This window comes from Bacillus sp. FJAT-28004 (genome assembly GCF_001280845.1).
Taxonomy (GTDB): domain Bacteria; phylum Bacillota; class Bacilli; order Paenibacillales; family Paenibacillaceae; genus Pristimantibacillus.
The window spans coordinates 5,116,093-5,133,668 of record NZ_LGHP01000001.1 but is presented as its reverse complement, the minus strand read 5'-3'; the positions used below and the strand labels follow the sequence as shown (position 1 = coordinate 5,133,668).

Genomic DNA, 17,576 nt, shown 5'->3' with positions numbered 1-17,576 from the left:
CGGGGCTGCGGGGCTGCTGGATCCAGAGGTTCCGGGCGGTGTTCCGTCTCCTGCTTCGCGGCATGCCAGAATGTCATCCAATGGGTCGTGAGGCATTTGCTTGCCCGTCATCTGCTTAAGCAAGCAGACATTGATCAGAATAGAAAAATAGCGATACAGGAATAACTCCCTGTACCGCTATTTTTTCAGAGTTTCTGTGTTCAAAGCGAGCTCACTGATTTTGATACAACCTCTTCTGTAATCTAGAAAACTCTATTGGTTGTATAACAAGGAGTTAGATCTACTTCAAATAGTCGAACAGTCTGCTCAATACAATCGCCGCTTCCGCTCTGGTCAGCTCTTTTTTAGCTTTGAGCGTTTGGTCCGGCATGCCCTTCAATAGGCCTGCCTGGATACAAATAGCCAGCGCATCTCTGGACCAAGCAGCTGCTTGGTTCTCATCTTTAAAGCTCGCCAAGATGTCGTCCTGGGATATCGCCAGGGTCGGCAGCTTGCCTTTCATTTGCAGCACTCGTGCGATAATGACAGCCATTTCCTCGCGGGAAAGGGAACGATCAGGCTCGAATCGATTGCCTCCTGTTCCTTGTAACAATCCCGCTTCCGTTACTGCCGCTATCTCATTGCTGTACCACTTGTCCCCCCGCACATCTTCAAACGACTGAAGAGTACCTGCTTGGAGATTGAATCCCCGGGTGAACAATGCAGCGATTTCCGCGCGGGTAATGGACGCATCGGGATTAAACTTGTTCGCTGAAATACCTGTTAGAATGCCTTTGGCTGCAAGAGCTTCAATCTCTTTTCTCGCCCAATGACCGACTATATCTTGGAAAGTGACCTCAGTCCCGGCTCCCGGATCTGTGCCCGTCCCCGGATTCGTTCCTGTTCCTGGATTTGTGCCCGGCCAGCTGTTGTCCGCCAGCACTTGCACAGTCGCCATCGCTTTAAGAGTGGTTCCAGCTACCGCGCCTTCTACCTGGAAAGTACCGGTTTGCGCATAACGGGAAGCTTCAATCGCATTCCAGACGACCGGAAGATCACTAACCCAATTGTCGCTGTAGGTAGCTTTCACAGTCTGAGGCAGCACTGGCGCCGTTCCAACCGTCGTGGTCATCGACACTGCCTGCAAGCTAACAATAGTTGTGACAATAGACTCAAGCTCACTTACAGCCTGCTCTAGGGCCGTTCTCGCCGATTCGATCATTTCCATTGTCGCTTCGGCATTGCTGCTCACCTGGATAGCGCTCTGTAGCGCAGCGGCAAAAGCTGTCCATGTCACTGGACTATAGTTCGCTTCTTTAAGTGCTTCGGCCTCTTCAATTGCTTGCAGCAGTAGCTCCTTCGCATAGTCAACGCCCGTGTTCTTGATATAGAAATCGTCCAATATGAAAGCATAATCGGAAGTCGCGTTACCTGCACCTTTGGCTACCATTTTGAACACGACCTGATAATCGTCTTCGGACCCAGTGGTGAAGTTTTGGCTGAAGCGGATGTTACCGTCCTCTGCCTTAACTCCCGAATTAGGCTTGTTTTGCAGCGTTTCCTTCAACACAGAAGCGCCTGTCGAACGAGACAACACATTGACCTCGTAGGTAACCCCATTTTCCATCGTATAAGCAAAGCCAAGCTCATACGTCTTATTAGCTTTTAATTTAATGTCGGATTCATTTGATTTGATCAGCCTGCCCACGTCGGTCTCATTCACCTTTAATGAATTTTGACCATTCAACACCCAAGTCATGACAGGACCGATTTTTTGATCAGCTGCCTGCACAATCGGATTGTTGTCATGAGGGTTGCTCTGATCCGATGCGATATGAATCATCCTGCTGCCGCCTCCATACTCGAAAGGCCCCCAGCCCTCATACACATTCTCAAAATCTTCCTTCACGACGTAACCGGCTTGTTCAACGCCACTTCCGGCCGTCAGATGCTTCCAAATCCGGACATCATCAAATTGTACATTGCCCGTTCCAGCATCTGCGATCAACTTGATTGTTGCCGTTGTCGTACCCGCTGGTACCTTAAATTTCACATTCATTCTCTGCCAAGTGGTGTCCACATATTTAAACGAGCTTTGATGCGAACCGTCCAATCCTGATACATCATTGTTGTAAGTTTTGCCGTTCATTGTGACCTGCAGAGAGGATTTCCTTCCCTTACCCGTTTGAGTCCATACGCCAACCGTATATTCCCCTCCAGGAGTCAATCCGGTTATTTGCTGAGACAACTCCCCAGCTCCGTTTCCAATTTCCGCATATCGGTTCCAGTTGGACCTTACCATCTCTTTTGTCGTGTCGTATCCAACATCGCCTTGAACGACCTTGATGGAGACATTGGCCGCGTCATTAACAGTCCATGAGCCTTCAACATTAAATTTCTCCGAATTGAAAGCAAAGTCTTTAATCAGGCTGCCTTCTCCCCATTCACCCGAAGCAGGAATCAGGTTTAAAGCGTCTGCTGTTGCAGGGTATAGAACATAAGGCGTATTTTTATTAGCGCTAGCAATCGTTAGCGACCCATTTACTGCCGCAATCGTATCTACCAGCACTTTGCCTTGCTGCGTCAATTCATACATATTAAATGATGCACCGTCTTTGAACTCATTTGTCAGTTGCCAAGTCGTCGTATTACCGGTCGTATTCCAGTGGTACAATTTAGCTCCTTCGTTTATTCCCAAAGTCTGGTTCGTCTTCACATCCCACAGCCAAGGAATCAAGGAGTCGGCTTGGCTCGTATGACGTTCGGCCGTATCCGTCGTTGTTCCGGTATCTTTCCAATAAGAGATGACTTTCCCGTCTTTGGATAGCTCAATTGTGTTGTTCGTTTTATTTCGTTTGGATACCACATTCTGTTCAAAGGTCACTTGATCCGTCTCATATTTCATGACACCATAATGCTGCATAAATTTCGTCGGAAGCACTTCATTGAAGAACACGGTTACACCTTGTTGAATATCTGGCTTGGAATCCCCCCAAGTCGCTACGACCGGGATTTTCTGGCCTTTAAACAGCGCGTTGCCGACGAAAATATCGAGGTCATTTTTAACCAATCGGTAAAGAATGCTTTTGTTCCCCTGGTTCGGATAACCCAAATCCGTTCCCCAATGGACAAAGACCGATCCGGGCTCAATAGGCCCCGCAAATTCCGTTCCTACTTTCAACCCCAAGCCGTTGGCATACTGCAGCAATTTATAAGCGTTGTAATCATTGCCCGTGTACACGTCGACATAATAAAAATCCAAGGCAGGGTCGTTCGGGTTTGCTGGATCTTTGGTGAGATTGTACAAGCTTGTAAACCGAGACTTCAGATCACCGCTCAAAACATCCTTTGTCTGATCTACGTAGTAACTCGTGTCGATCCAATCCCATCCCTTGGCAAGTCGATCCTGCTTATATCCGTTTGACGTCGCTCCTGTCAGATTGGAATAGTTCAGCTCGTTTGCGTCAAGATGGTATTCTGTAGCGTTTAAATGAACGCCGACGCTAAGGTTATATTTGTCCCCTTCGTCAATCAAGTAGTTAAAATCAGCTAATCCGCCCTGTCTCACCCCAATGTTGGAGTAAGAAGGAATATCATCGTCATGCCCTTCCGCCTGATACCCTTTTTCCAATATCATTTGTCCAAAGCCATCGGAATAATTGTACAGCACTTTACCGGTGTCCAGAGCGTTCAGGAACGGATCGTTCGCCTGGCTGGCGAAGTTGAACGCAATGTACATCATATTGTTTTTCATGTCTTCCGCGCCGAACGGCTGCACGTATATTTCTTTCCGATAAGCCACAGCGGCATCCTGCCAGTCTACTTTCCCATCGGAATTGCGGTCCTCGGTAAGAACAACGTTATACCACGGCAGCGCTTCCTTTTCATTGCTCTGCGTATGACGGTAAGTCCACGAACCGGGTTTTACTGTAAGCTTGTTCACAAGCGACTTTTTCTCGGCGTTAACGAGCACCTTATTTCCGCCGCTCATCACGTTATTTTCCACAGACGCGCCCAGTCCTGCTGCGCTCACCATCATCATCGTTGCGCCGAATGAACCGGTTTGATTCATTTTGGACATATCGTCTACCAGCTCTTCCGTAATCCCGTGCCACTTACCGTCAGACTTGTTCCAGGCATACGTAGCGCCGTTCATGGAGCTGTCCACAAAGAAGAGAGAACTGTTCAATTCCAGCGATCTGACAACAAAATCACTATTTTCTTGAATTTCACTCACTTCAAATCGAACAACGTTATTTTCTTTTGCTTCCATGAATGCCTTAATTACCACGCCAATTTCGTCAAAGGTCATCGTATATACATATTTGCTGTCGCCAACCTTTTCCGAAACCGTCCGGGCTACATATTCCGTATTGTTGATTTGCAACGTATTGGTTTGCTCGTCTGCTGCTTTCATCTTTTTATTGCCGACCTGATAGGAAAAAATACTCGGAAAATCCCTGTTCAGCGTAACAGTCAAATCGTCTTTGGTGATGGAATCAAGCTCCGCCGCAAGCTGCAGCTTCGGCATGGACTCCTGTTCAACTACCTTCAGATTGGCAATCGTCATGTCTTTGGCGCTATACCAAGAACGTATGCCGAATTTACCAGCCCCGGAGGTCACCGTGTTATCCATAACCGCGCCCATATCCGTCCTGTTGCCATCGGCATCGGTAATAGCAAAAGAGACTGTGCTTCCAATTAGATTCAGTTCGATTTTATAGACAGTATCAGCTGCCATAGAATATGTGGTAGGGAAGTTGGAATCGTTGCCGTTTGCGGAAAGCTTCCAAGTTCCATTAATGTCATGAACGATAGATACGTAGCGATTATCGTCATATCCTCTCAAAATAAATCCATAGCGCCCTCCGTCCGTCCCAGCGCCTACGCTCGTCTTGAAATCAAAGGTTACTTTCTGATCGACAACGTCAGGACTGTTTTTATCGGTAACGAGAGATACTCCCGGCAGCTTTAATTTAACACTGCCCTCGCCGCTTTCCAACACAGTCGGACTGCTGGAATCCATTGCGCTCCAGTTTGGCGTAGAGTAGTCGGGCTCATAAATTCTGATTTCTTCTGCGGTCATCGCATCCATCTCAACTTGTATCGCTTCGTTTCCAGGATTATAAACACCGAATGCTCCCGGGGTGAAGTTTTCCGCTTGGATGGTGCCCGCCAAAATGCCATTCACATAAAGATTCAGCTCGTTTTCAATCAACCGGACCCGCATAATAAAATCTTTGCCGGGTACAACTTCGATACTGTCTCCGATAGCTCTTTTCTCTCCACCATCAACTTGATACATCCATTTTCCTTGACCATCGTAATAAATGGCCGCATTGCCGATCTTAACACCTGCGGACAAAGCATTTGTTCTCATCTTCACCTGGAATACGCCGTTCTTAACCGGAACAATATCATCGTTTACCGCAACCGATCCAGAAGCGACGCTGCCCTTCAAATAACCATCGACTACTTGACTGCCTCCGAGTCCAGTCCAGTTTATACTTGAAGCCGTCTCATAATATTGTTCATAATACATCTTGCTTGCGACCGGGGAAGTATCCATTTGGATAAATTCCTCCGTGAACAAAATGTTGTCCACATACAACTCGCCTTGACCGTATACTCCGAATGGACCTTCTCCGAATTGCTGGCCGGACGGTAAATTCGCAGTCAATTTAGCTCCATTTATACTTAGTGTGACTGAAGAGTCGCTATATTGTAAGCCGACCTTATTCCAACTCAAGAGCAATGGACTCGATGCAATGGCGTCGCTTGCGACAAAAGGAATGGTGCTGCCATCCTTCTCCAAAATCCATTGGCCATTCGAAAATTTCACTAAAGAATTGTTGCCTATAGCAAATCCGATCACATCGGTCGTAGGTTTTACATCCAGCATATAGGTTGCGCTTTGCAGGAGAGGCGCGTCATTATTCAAAACGGTGCCCGTGATGCCGGACAACTTCAAGATGTGATTGCTACCTTCCTTGACGATGGCTGCAGCAGCGTTGCTCCAATCCCCCGTAATGCCATCCTGGAAGTTATTGCTGTATTGCACCAATTCCTTCGGTGTAATGATTTGATTCGTATACTGCACGTTGTCGATATACAGCTCTACCGTGCTTCTGATACGAAGTCCGAACAAGCCAGCCGCATCGGTAAATTGATCAAACGTAATATCGCCGACCAGCTTTTTGTTCATGTAGACCGTAATCGTTTTTCCATTAAAATTAAACAATAGATTGTTCCATTTCCCCTGAATCGGATAAGGAATATTTAAATTGCTGCCCCAACCGGAGCTGGATTCAGGCAACCACCGGTTTGGATCAACTCCGATTTCGCTAAATACGTTTGCCGTGTCATTCATTCTGAAGCCAAATGCAAAACCTTGGCCGCTTGATAGCTTAACGGGATTGACGAGCTTAAAATCCAATGAAAGCGTACCCGATTGAAGCTGCGGGGAATCCAAATCTGCTCCGCGTTCTTTAGCGCCTTTTTTTACCGATAATACCTTATTGCCCGTAATATCAGTTACCACTTGAGCATTAAGGCCGGACCAACGCGGTGTGTATGCCGGGTCTTCGTAATTTTGCACATAGTTGATGATATCTGTTGGTTTTTCGTTTTTGCCGACGCCTTGGATGTTAATATCCTTAATAACGACTTGTCCTGCTGCATAACGTTTATACAAGGCCACCTGACCGATCTCGGCCGTCAGATTCAATAAATTCGTATTTTTGTTGTAATAGGTAACGCCATCAACGATAACCAATAGCTTGTTTCCGTTATAACCAATTTTGATCCGATAATCTGTGTCCGTTTTCAATTCAGGTCCATCAAAGGTCTCCCAAGTGCCAGAACCATCAGGGCTTTGAATGACCCAAGTCGAACCAGCATCATAACGAATAGACAATCCTTGGGTGGAATTGTAGGCTCCGAGAACAACGCCGATATTGCCTTGCGTCCCGCTAGTGTAACGCAGCGTTGCGTCGATCGCACCAGCGGACAGCCATGGCCCTTTATCCCAAGCAGCAATGGCGATATTGTTTTCTAACGAATTCATATCTACCGTCAGCCCGTTGTTAACGGAAGTTGTCCCGTTCCCTTTCATAAAAGTCATAGATTCGGGCTGCATAGACTGATAGTTGTTGCTGTAGGAAACGACGCTCTGTCCATCAGGTACATTGGTCGTAATCCCATTTAGAAATGCCGTAAAATCGTCTTCGCTTACCGTAATTTCAGCAGAAGCCTTGAGGCTAGTGCCTTGAACGCTACCTTCTACATTGAAAGCTCCCGCCTCAGAATATTGGGAGGCATTAGTTTCGTCCCAGCTTACCTGAACTTGTCCAACGGATTGATCACTAAATACAGCTTGTACCTCCGGTGGAAGGATCGGCGGATTCCCTATTGTTGTGTTAACTTCGATAGCGGGAATGCTCGCGATCGTTTCTTCCAACACGACCTCCTCCGCATAGGTTACCGCACTTGGCCATACGGCCAATTGACTAAAAACTGCGAAACAAATCATCCAAACATACAATTTGAAAATAGTGCTCTTTTTCCTCTTAATCATTTTTCACCCATCCTTCATGATAATCTGATCCTAATCGGATTTCATTAGCATAGAACAGATGAAAGCGCTTAAGAATGATCATTTTTGTTAGAAGTCTGATCTTTTTTGAAAAAAGGGCTGCTTGGGACGGGGGAGCCCCCCGTATAGCCCGCAGCAGCTTCATCTAAGCGCATAAATGCACCTATTCCACCAACTACTTTTCAAATCTGCGTAACTAGATGCACTTGTGCACCTAGTTGCGCCATTTTCATCTGGTTAGTTAAAAACAGGTGCACTTCTGCGCTTATTCACACTCCACGCACGGTGCACGCACGCTTCACGCACACTCCCTAAAAAAAGCCAAGAATTCAAAGATGGCTAGCCAAGCCAGCTAAGTGAGCACCCCGCTTAGCCGCAGCAGCTTCATCTAAGCGCATAAATGCACCTATTCCACCAACTACTTTTCAAATCCGCTCAACTAGATGCACTTGTGCACCTAGTTGCGCCATTTTCATCTGATTAGTTAAAAACAGGTGCACTTATGCGCTTATTCACACTTCACGCGCGGTGCACGCACGCTTCACGCACACTCCCGCGCAGCCGCCACTCCCTACAAAAAGCTGAGAATTCAAAAATGGCTAGCCAAGCCAGCTAAGTGAGCACCCCACTTAGCCGCAGCAGCTTCATCTAAGCGCATAAATGCACCTATCCCGCCAAATACTTTTCAAATTCGCGCAACTAGATGCACTTGTGCACCTAGTTGCGCCATTTTCATCTGATTAGTTAAAAACAGGTGCACTTCTGCGCTTATTCACACTTCACGCACACTCCCGCGCATCCAGCCACCACTCTCTACAAAAAAGCCAAGAATACAAAACTGGCTAGCCAAGCCAGCTAAGTGAGCACCCCCCTTAGCTACAGCAGCTTCATCTAAGCGCATAAATGCACCTATTCCACCAACTACTTTTCAAATCTGCTCAACTAGATGCACTTGTGCACCTAGTTGCGCCAATTCCATCTGATTAGTTAAAAACAGGTGCACTTCTGCGCTTATTCACACTTCACGCGCGGTGCACGCACGGCACACTCTCGCTTCACGCACACTCCCTAAAAAAAAGCCGAGAATTCAAAGCTTGGCTAGCCAAGCTAGCTAAGTAAGCACCCCGCTTAGTCGCAGCAGCTTCATCTAAGCGCATAAATGCACCTATTCCACCAACTACTTTTCAAATCCGCGCAACTAGATGCACTTGTGCACCTAGTTGCGCCATTTCCATCTCATTTGTTAAAAACAGGTGCACTTCTGCGCTTATTCACACTTCACGCACGGTGCACGCACGCTTCACGCACACTCCCGCGCAGCCGCCACTCCCTAAAAAAAGCTGAGAATTCAAAGATGGCTAGCCAAGCCATCTAAGTGAGCACCCCCCTTAGCTACAGCAGCTTCATCTAAGCGCATAAATGCACCTATTCCACCAACCACTTTTCAAATCTGCTCAACTAGATGCACTTGTGCACCTAGTTGCGCCAATTCCATCTGATTAGTTAAAAATAGGTGCACTTCTGCGCTTATTCACACTTCACGCACGGTGCACGCACGCTTCACGCACACTCCCGCGCAGCCGCCACTCCCTAAAAAGAGCTGAGAATTCAAAGATGGCTAGCCAAGCCATCTAAGTGAGCACCCCACTTAGCCGCAGCAGCTTCATCTAAGCGCATAAATGCACCTATTCCACCAACTACTTTTCAAATCTGCGTAACTAGATGCACTTGTGCACCTAGTTGCGCCATTTCCATCTGATTAGTTAAAAACAGGTGCACTTCTGCGCTTATTCACACTTCACGCACGGTTCACACACGGTATACTCTCGCTTCACGCACACTCCTGCGCTTTCAGCCGCCACTCTCTTCAAAAAAGCCGAGAATACAAAGCTGGTTAGCCAAGCCAGCCAAGCTAGCTAAGTGAGCACACCGCTTAGCCGCAGCAGCTTCATCTAAGCGCATAAATGCACCTTTTCCGCCAACTACTTTTCAAATCTGCGCAACTAGATGCACTTGTGCACCTAGTTGCGCCATTTTCATCTGGTTAGTTAAAAACAGGTGCACTTCTGCGCTTATTCAGACTTCACGCGCGGCGCACACACACCCCAATCACACTACATGCACATCCACACTCACACTCCTTGCACACTTCACAAACGCACAACCCCACGCACTCAGCCGCCACTCCCTACAAAAAAGGGTTAAAAGCCGAGCGTATCAACTCATAACTGACAATACGAATACCTTTTCCTGATACAACTGGACGCAGCTTACCAACGTCACATAGCCTTTTCAAATATTTAACCGCTGTGCGGCGATTAATTTGAAACTCCTTCATCGCATCGGCAGGGCGAATGGCTTTGTTCGACCTAAACGCATAATGCAACATTTCACGCTCCAGGCGTGTCAAGTTTTGCTCTTGCGTGTGTGTCACCAAATAAGGAACCAGCAGCGACTGCAACAAAGACGCAATAAGCTGCGGCTTTTCCTCCAACTCGTCATACGGTATGGACACGACCCGATATCCAAGCACCTGTAGAAAAGTTTCCCGGTTTAGCTCCCGACGATATCGAATTCGATCCGTATTCTGAACATGAGGTCCATAACCCTTTATTTCAAAAGCAAACCGTGTCGCTCCCCGCCGCCAAACCAAATCAATATAAAACGGATTCCCACGCCAATCCATAACTTCATACTCCGGATGCAAATGCTCTAAACTACCCATCATCGGCCACCAGACTTGTTCCAAAAACAAACGTTCGCCATGCCCATGTCCCCGCTGAATCCTGCTCTTATGCTCGCCTCTACTTGCACGCAAATGTTTTTTCAGCCATTTCTCATGTTCTTCAGCAAATTCCATCTCTCATCCTCCTCAAAATGAAAAAACGTCCTCGGCTCCTCTGACACAGAGGAAAACCAAGGACGTTCTACGTCACAACTTTTTTATTCTACTTTAAAGAAACCACGACTGGGCAGCAAGCCATCTATGCTTTATCCGTACAGCACAAAAAACTGAAGCTCAATGAGGGTCATCCCCTTACACCGCACCTAAGGGCTACCATGCCTGTGACACCACACAACTCTCCGATTGTGAGGCGAATCGGATATTGCTCATTGTGGACGAGAATGCCCCATCATAAGCGAACGTTGAATAGCTCTTTGTGGAAAAACATGCAGGAGGTAAAATAATCAGGTTTATACCATGGACGTCAGCCTAGGACGTTATTTGCACATATCAGGCTGACGCCGTTTTTTTATAAATCTAGTGCTTTCCTCGCCGATGACCGGCTTTGCAGCTATACCTCCCTTGATGCTTTCGCCCCAACGCTCTGCTACATAGGAAGCAGCAGGTTTAGCCTCTTTCGCTTGGATAGAGGACGAAGCAACGAAGCTTGGAAGGCACAGCGCAAAAGCGATCAGCAAACAATTATTATCTCTCAAATCTAAATTTATAATAGTAGATTGCTTGAATAGAGTAAAGGAAATTTGTCGCTTCATCCGCTTGAAAAATAGAATAAAAAGACGCTCCTTAAATAAATGCCGGAAAGCATCCATGTCACTATACATGACATAATGTTTTTAGAATATGCGAATATTCCAAAGAGAGAGAGCGTTTAAATTCTATTTAAAAAACCTTTATATCAGAAGATATAGTGAGTATATTTGCGTAAAACATGGATTTAATCGATTTTTAGAGGGATATTATCTGTTGCCAATTAAACAATCAGGCTCTAACATGATGTTAGATTACATAACATTATAGAGGAGAATGAGCTATGCTGAACTGGACATCATGGAAAAAACGTACGGTTGTATTAATGATCGGCAGCTTGCTACTAACTGTGCCTCTCACGGCAAATGCGGCACTTGCTTCCAAAGCTGCCTATCAGGGGGATGCTGTCAAGGCGATCTCACTAAAATTAGGAGATTCAAGCATTAACGCTAATGCTCTCGTTACCTCGGTGGAATTTATAGGCCTTCTTAATAAATCGGCTGCACTTGCTGGTTCAAATTCACTTTTTAAAATGAAATCCTCTTCTACTATTACTCGCGAGGAAGCAGCACTTCTCCTTGATGATACTCTTAAACTAACAGACGCACCCGAGTCGTTTAAAGATATCCCGGATAACACTACTCTATCATTTGCTGTAGGATCCGTAATGAAAGCATTGCTAATGAATGGAGTTGATAGCACCAGGTTTGCACCCAAGGGAGCACTAACATACGGTCAAGCTTATGCAATTGCCTATCGAGTATATGATTTCTTGAAGCCTTTTGATGTAGTTGAAACCACTATTGCTGATATTCAACATGCCATCGAACAAGGTAAACTGACATCTAAAGAATTGGTTCAACTATATTTGGATCGTATTGAAAAATATGATGATCAAGGTATTAAGCTAAATGCCATACTGACAGTTAATCCTAAGGCACTGCAAATTGCTGAACAATTAGACGATGAACGTATTCAAAAAGGATCAAGAGGACCGTTGCACGGCATTCCGATTATCGTCAAAGATAACTACGATACGAATGATATGCCCACTACTGCCGGCTGTCTTTGCTTAAAGGACTCTATTCCTTTAGAAGATGCTGATCAAATTGCTAAACTGAAGGCGGCAGGTGCAATCATCCTCGCTAAGTCCAATCTTCATGAGTTTGCATTTGGTATTACAACACAAAGCTCACTTGGCGGACAAACGCTGAATCCTTATGGACTCACTCATAATCCGGGCGGTTCCAGTGGCGGAACGGGTGCATCCATTGCAGCCAATTTCGCATTAGCTGGACTCGGTACCGATACGGGTGGATCGATTCGAATTCCTTCGTCTTATAACAGCCTTGTCGGTATTCGCCCTACAATTGGCTTATCCAGTCGCGATGGAATCATTCCACTAGCACTCACGCAAGATGTCGGTGGTCCAATGGCTCGTACAGTAACTGATGCTGCCATCCTGCTTGATGCAACTGCAGGGTATGACCCTGATGATATCTCAACCGCATACAACGTAGGCAAAATTCCTACCAGTTATACGGATTTCCTAGACATTAACGGTCTAAAAGGAGCACGCATCGGAGTTGCTACCGAACTGTTCGGTACTACTGCTGAAGAAAAGCCCGTAACAGATCTAATCAAAAAAGCAGTAACCGACTTGAAGACTCTTGGTGCGGAAACCATTGAAATCAAGATACCGAAACTGGCCGATATTATGAAATATCCAAGTCTTAGCAGCTTCGAGTTTAAGTTTCAACTTAATGAGTATTTAGCAGACCTTGGTCCGAATGCTCCTTATAAGTCACTAACTGAAATTATCACATCAGGACTTTACGACAAGTCCCAAGAAAGCTCATTGAAATCACGTGACGCGCTTACAACACTCGAAACTGAGCAATACAAAGATATTGTTTTGTTAAGAACCAAGGTAACGCGTGAGTCTTTATTAAAGGTAATGGCAGATAACAATCTGGATGCGATCGTATATCCTTCAACCTCGCAGACAGCATCTCTCGTTGGAGAAAGTGGGAAAGCGGGAAGCAATAACAGACTTAGTCCTTATTCAGGATTCCCAGCGATTACCGTTCCAGCTGGTTTCACAGCAGAAGGTATGCCTGCAGGAATAGAGTTCCTAGGCCGCTCCTTCGAAGAAGCAACACTAATCAAACTTAGCTACGCCTATGAACAAGGAACACACAACCGTAAATCGCCAGTATTAACACCTTAAATGAGAAGCGATCTTACTAAAAAGGCTGTCCAAAGTCTAATGACTTTGGACAGCTTTTTTTTATTGATCTAAAAAAGATACTGCTTTTTTATGTCAGACCATAAAGTTTTAAATGCAATTTCTGAGGCCGCAAAGCCTATAACCGCTATGAAAATAGCAAAACCCCGTCGTCCGTCGCAGACAATCCCCGCCTAAAGCCTAGCACCAGAATAGCCCGAGGACCGTTACGAAAGAAGCTTTCAAACACTACAATAAGGACATAGATGAGCTACACGAAAGGATGACTGAATATGAAAAAATTGTTTAGATCAACAACGGACAGCAAGCTTACGGGTTTATGCGGAGGCATCGGACAATGGCTTGGCATTGATTCTACTATTGTTAGATTGTTAGTTGTCATTGCGGCGTTCTTCAGTTTCGGAGCTGTCATACTCGCATACTTCATAGCAACCCTGTTTATTCCAAAAGCAATAAACAACGACTTTCGATTTGTCGATCACTACTAAACCAAACAAACGAGTGTTTTTGAAAATAAATGCAAATACAAACTTTTAGGGAGAGATTATAAATGGGAATTTTACAACGTGTAGTTAGTATGACGAAGGCAGCGGCCAATGAAATGTTAGACAAGATGGAAAATCCGGTTATGATGCTTAATCATTATTTGAGAGATTTGGATGAGGAAATTGCCAAGACTGAACATGCGGTGGCGCAGCAGCAAGCACAAGATCGTATGTTGCAATCTAAGCTAAGTGAATTTAGCGGACAAGTGAGCTATTACGAGGGTAAAGCAGAGCAAGCTGCAATCGAGGAACGCGAGGCTGAAGCGCGTACAGCACTTGAAGCAAAGTTATTGTATCTGGAACAAGCTGAAGAAACAGCAAGACTGCAGCAGCTAGCAAAGCAAGCCGTACTTGACCTCGGTTATCGCATTGAGGCATTGAAAGAAGAGAAAACACGGCTGCAAGGAAAACGCGCTGAGCTCATTACTCGCGTGCAGCAGACAACTGCAACCCCTGCTGGCTATTCCAACTCTCTTCATGGAAGCTCAGCTTCACAAGGGTTCGATCGGATTGAACAGAAGGTGATGGAATTAGAAGCACAACGTGAACTTACAAAAGGTTCATACAACAGCTTAAATGCTAGCGCATATAGTTCCGATCAGCAGCTCGAGCAGCGCAAAGCTCGTGTGGATGAAGAACTTAAACGGCTTCAATCTAAAAAAGCCTAACTTCAACTTACAGCGGCGGGCCAAGACGTATAGTAACGTCATTGGCCGCTGCTTTCTTCGTTAGGAGATTATTTTAAATTAGGATGAATTAGAGCTAATAAATTGAAATACGCCAATTGCGATCAGTAGAACGACGAATATAAGGATGAACCCAAGTACAAACTTAAGAGCGTTAGAAGAATTCGATTTACGTTGAAGTTTTTCCTCTACGTTAACTAATCGTTCTTTAAGCTCCTGTATTTCTTTTTCCTGTTGCTGCATTCTTAACCCTCCCTGGCAAACAAACTCGGTTGACAAGAATATATTATTTTAGATTTTCATTCTCTTGTAGACTAAAAAAATGCTAGATCATCAATATATCATGATCTAGCATTTTTTTCATTTATTCACTAATTTTACAGCGATTCTTTAACTGTTGTTTGTTCGATGAAAAACGACATTGTCAGCTCCATATTAACAAAATAGTCGTCCCTTCACCCGGTGTTGTCTTAACCGTAATCCTGCCACCCATAGCTTCAATCAGCCCCTTCGATATAGCCATGCCGAGTCCAGAGCCGTTGGAGGTGGACGCGGTATCCGTACCGCGATAATAACGCTCAAAAAGCCGATTTAATGTAGCTTCATCCATACCATCGCCATCATCGGCGAATTTTATCGTTATTCCGCCACCCTCTTCAGTCGCCAGAAGCGATACCGTCAAAACGGTATCAGGCGGGTTATGAAGCAGCGAATTAGCTGTTAAATTGTTAACAACTCGCTCGAGCCATGGGGTGTACAACTGAACCCAAACATCATCTTGCGCAGCATGAAATACAATGCGCTGTTTTCCATATGCAGGATCGGCGGCAGCCTGCTCAAGTGCTTCATACAGCCAAGCGTTCAGCTCAACCTTCATCGTCTCAGGTGGAAGTATTCCCGTCCTCAATCGGTAAGTCATAGCAAGATCGCTGATCAACATATCCATATGGGCTGATTTGTCCAAAATCGTCGCAGAAAATTTACGTATCTCCTCCTGAGACCAATCATATGCCGGCTCCGCTAGTAAATGGGCATAACCAGAAATAGAGGATAACGGCGTCTTCAAATCATGGGTAACGCCAGCAATCCATTCTTCTCTCAAGCTCTCCGTTTGCTCCCGTGTTGCTCGCTCTCTCTTCAAGGCATTGGATAACTTTTCAATAGAAACCATCACATCAGCAAAAACACGATACCTTCGCCGCCATTTTCCTGCTGACGTTCGGCTGCGATGGAGACCTCTACGATCAACAGGTTCTTCATACACCGTTTTCCCTATTGAATCCAGCCATACAAGCATGTGCAGCATCGGTGCGCCAAAGCGATGGGCCTGCCATAGTGAGAGGAGTACGAACAATACCAGTAAGGAGATAAATAAGAAAATAGACCCGATAATGACTACCTGCGCTTCCTCCGGAATCCAATTCTCTTTGCCCGAGTCTCCGGCTATAGTATTTGGCTCTCCGACAAGCCAGGTGTTTCCAGTTTCCGCATCATACGAGGTTGCTATCCGGTAACCGTATCTTTCACTGTACAATGTGCGAAGCGCAAGTTCCGGAACGGAGTATAGCGAAGGCACTGCGTCGGGCTTGTTATAGGCAACCAGTTCCACGCCTGCCGAATCAATCAGTTGAACAAAAGCATGAGCCGATCTTATTTTCCCTGATATGGCATCTGGAAGGACTAATTTCTTTTCAGAAACAATGAATTCCCCGTCACTTAATTGTTCCAATATAGGCTCTATTATTTTTGGAGCACCATAAACCATTGTGAACTTCTTCCCATCCTTCTGCTGTATCCAAAGCGCAATCTGGTAAGGAAATGGGCTCTTCCCCACCCAGTAGTCAACTAATTCACCTGGTCCGTATTGGTTGGGAACATCTTTTGGCGTATTATAAGCACTTGCAACTTTTCCATTCTCATCTAGGCTTTGCAGCCAGCCATTATTTTTCTTCACCTGCCTCAGCAAGCTTGGTGCAAACGTAATGCCATTCTTGCCAAGCTTAGAGGATTCTACCATCTGTTCTAACCCTACACTGGCAAAATCACGTGTGATGTTAATTTCGCTAAACCGCTGCAGCATCCAAAAAAAAGTCAGCGCAGCTATGAGAAGAACGATCATACCTGCTATTGCGAGCTGGAGAACGAACTTTAGCGTTAGTCGTCGCTTGATATTCATGGCATGGTAATCTCCTGCTGTTCCGCTTTAACTAGTTTGTAGCCCATACCTCTGACGTTAACGATAAACTTCGGGTTAGACGGATCAGCTTCAATTCTTTCTCTTATCCGATGAATATGAACCATGATCGTATTATCATCACTGAAAGCTTCTTCACCCCAAACCTTCTCATACAGCTCGCTTTTGCTGAATATTCGATTGGGGTTTTTGCATAGAAAGAGCAGCAACTGAAACACAAGCGCAGGACATGAAACAGCCTGCCCCTCAATAAACAATTCACCTGCTGCCTCATCTAACTTAAATCGACCGTAATCAAAGACATTCGATGATCGATTGAACGTTTCCTCCGAGGTCTTCTTCAAGGCATCTGTCTCCGTTGACGAACTAAAGTACCGCCGCAGTTGCGCCCTTATGCGGGCAACCACTTCAAGCGGATTAAAAGGTTTGGTAATGTAATCATCTCCGCCAATCGCAAACCCAGTCAGCTTATCAAAATCCGACGTTCTCGCAGTCAGAAATAAAATTGGCGCGTTCGTTGTTTGCCTTATAAAAGGACATATTTCAATTCCACTGCGCCCTGGCAGCATGACATCCAGTACTATTAAATCGTATTTTTTAGCTTCACAGGCTTCAATAGCTTCTTCACCCGATTGCACTGTATCAATATTCGTGTAACCTTCCTTGCGCAATACCGTCTGCAAAAGCTCCAGAAGCGATTGCTCATCATCAACGAGCAAAATCGATGCATGGTTCATTGGTGCAAACTCCTTCCGCCAACCGATGTTTATAACATCATAGCATGATTTTTTTCACTTTTTAATCATTCTAATCTTAAGGGAAGCTTAATTCGTTTCT

Annotated in this window: 9 protein-coding genes; 3 read left to right on the top strand and 6 right to left on the bottom strand. The window is 45.5% G+C overall.

Annotated features, from left to right (window positions below):
- Window positions 1-280 precede the first annotated feature (280 nt).
- The 3 genes from AC787_RS22200 to AC787_RS22190 all read right to left on the bottom strand — a co-directional run bounded on the left by AC787_RS22200 (window position 281) and on the right by AC787_RS22190 (window position 11,071).
- Window positions 281-7,555, bottom strand: a complete 7,275-nt coding sequence (locus AC787_RS22200) for an endo-alpha-N-acetylgalactosaminidase family protein (protein ID WP_054026780.1) — start codon at window positions 7,553-7,555, stop codon at window positions 281-283.
- Between the two features lie 2,206 nt (window positions 7,556-9,761).
- A complete protein-coding gene (locus tag AC787_RS22195; RefSeq protein WP_054026779.1) occupies window positions 9,762-10,433 on the bottom strand; it encodes a hypothetical protein in 672 nt (223 codons plus the stop codon).
- A 362-nt stretch (window positions 10,434-10,795) separates the two neighbouring features.
- Window positions 10,796-11,071 carry a hypothetical protein gene (locus AC787_RS22190; protein WP_054026778.1) on the bottom strand — a complete coding sequence of 92 codons (276 nt, stop codon included), beginning with the start codon at window positions 11,069-11,071 and terminating at the stop codon, window positions 10,796-10,798.
- Between the two features lie 278 nt (window positions 11,072-11,349).
- On the opposite strand from AC787_RS22190, the gene AC787_RS22185 reads away from it, so the two are divergent.
- From AC787_RS22185 to AC787_RS22175, 3 genes are all read left to right on the top strand, one after another.
- Window positions 11,350-13,296, top strand: a complete 1,947-nt coding sequence (locus AC787_RS22185; RefSeq protein ID WP_054026777.1) for an amidase family protein — start codon at window positions 11,350-11,352, stop codon at window positions 13,294-13,296.
- A 290-nt stretch (window positions 13,297-13,586) separates the two neighbouring features.
- A complete protein-coding gene (locus tag AC787_RS22180; protein WP_054026776.1) occupies window positions 13,587-13,802 on the top strand; it encodes a PspC domain-containing protein in 216 nt (71 codons plus the stop codon).
- 62 nt (window positions 13,803-13,864) lie between these two features.
- The gene (locus AC787_RS22175) at window positions 13,865-14,527 is read left to right on the top strand and encodes a PspA/IM30 family protein (RefSeq protein ID WP_054026775.1); all 663 of its coding nucleotides are present in this window, start codon (window positions 13,865-13,867) and stop codon (window positions 14,525-14,527) included.
- A 78-nt stretch (window positions 14,528-14,605) separates the two neighbouring features.
- On the opposite strand, the gene AC787_RS22170 is transcribed toward AC787_RS22175, so the two are convergent.
- The 3 genes from AC787_RS22170 to AC787_RS22160 all read right to left on the bottom strand — a co-directional run bounded on the left by AC787_RS22170 (window position 14,606) and on the right by AC787_RS22160 (window position 17,476).
- Complete coding sequence (locus AC787_RS22170) at window positions 14,606-14,788, bottom strand: hypothetical protein (protein ID WP_054026774.1); 183 nt, start codon at window positions 14,786-14,788, stop codon at window positions 14,606-14,608.
- Window positions 14,789-14,969: 181 nt separating this feature from the next.
- A complete protein-coding gene (locus AC787_RS22165) occupies window positions 14,970-16,721 on the bottom strand; it encodes a sensor histidine kinase (protein ID WP_054026773.1) in 1,752 nt (583 codons plus the stop codon).
- On the bottom strand, window positions 16,718-17,476 hold the full coding sequence (locus AC787_RS22160; protein ID WP_054026772.1) for a response regulator transcription factor: 759 nt from the start codon (window positions 17,474-17,476) through the stop codon (window positions 16,718-16,720). Before AC787_RS22160 ends, AC787_RS22165 begins: the two co-directional genes overlap by 4 nt.
- Between the last annotated feature and the right edge of the window lie 100 nt (window positions 17,477-17,576).

Bases quoted from the DNA above. Each gene is read 5' to 3' on its own strand.
- AC787_RS22200 (WP_054026780.1), bottom strand. From the start codon at position 7,555: ATGATTAAGAGGAAAAAGAGCACTATTTTCAAATTGTATGTTTGGATG.
- AC787_RS22195 (WP_054026779.1), bottom strand. From the start codon at position 10,433: ATGGAATTTGCTGAAGAACATGAGAAATGGCTGAAAAAACATTTGCGT.
- AC787_RS22190 (WP_054026778.1), bottom strand. From the start codon at position 11,071: ATGAAGCGACAAATTTCCTTTACTCTATTCAAGCAATCTACTATTATA.
- AC787_RS22185 (WP_054026777.1), top strand. From the start codon at position 11,350: ATGCTGAACTGGACATCATGGAAAAAACGTACGGTTGTATTAATGATC.
- AC787_RS22180 (WP_054026776.1), top strand. From the start codon at position 13,587: ATGAAAAAATTGTTTAGATCAACAACGGACAGCAAGCTTACGGGTTTA.
- AC787_RS22175 (WP_054026775.1), top strand. From the start codon at position 13,865: ATGGGAATTTTACAACGTGTAGTTAGTATGACGAAGGCAGCGGCCAAT.
- AC787_RS22170 (WP_054026774.1), bottom strand. From the start codon at position 14,788: ATGCAGCAACAGGAAAAAGAAATACAGGAGCTTAAAGAACGATTAGTT.
- AC787_RS22165 (WP_054026773.1), bottom strand. From the start codon at position 16,721: ATGAATATCAAGCGACGACTAACGCTAAAGTTCGTTCTCCAGCTCGCA.
- AC787_RS22160 (WP_054026772.1), bottom strand. From the start codon at position 17,476: ATGAACCATGCATCGATTTTGCTCGTTGATGATGAGCAATCGCTTCTG.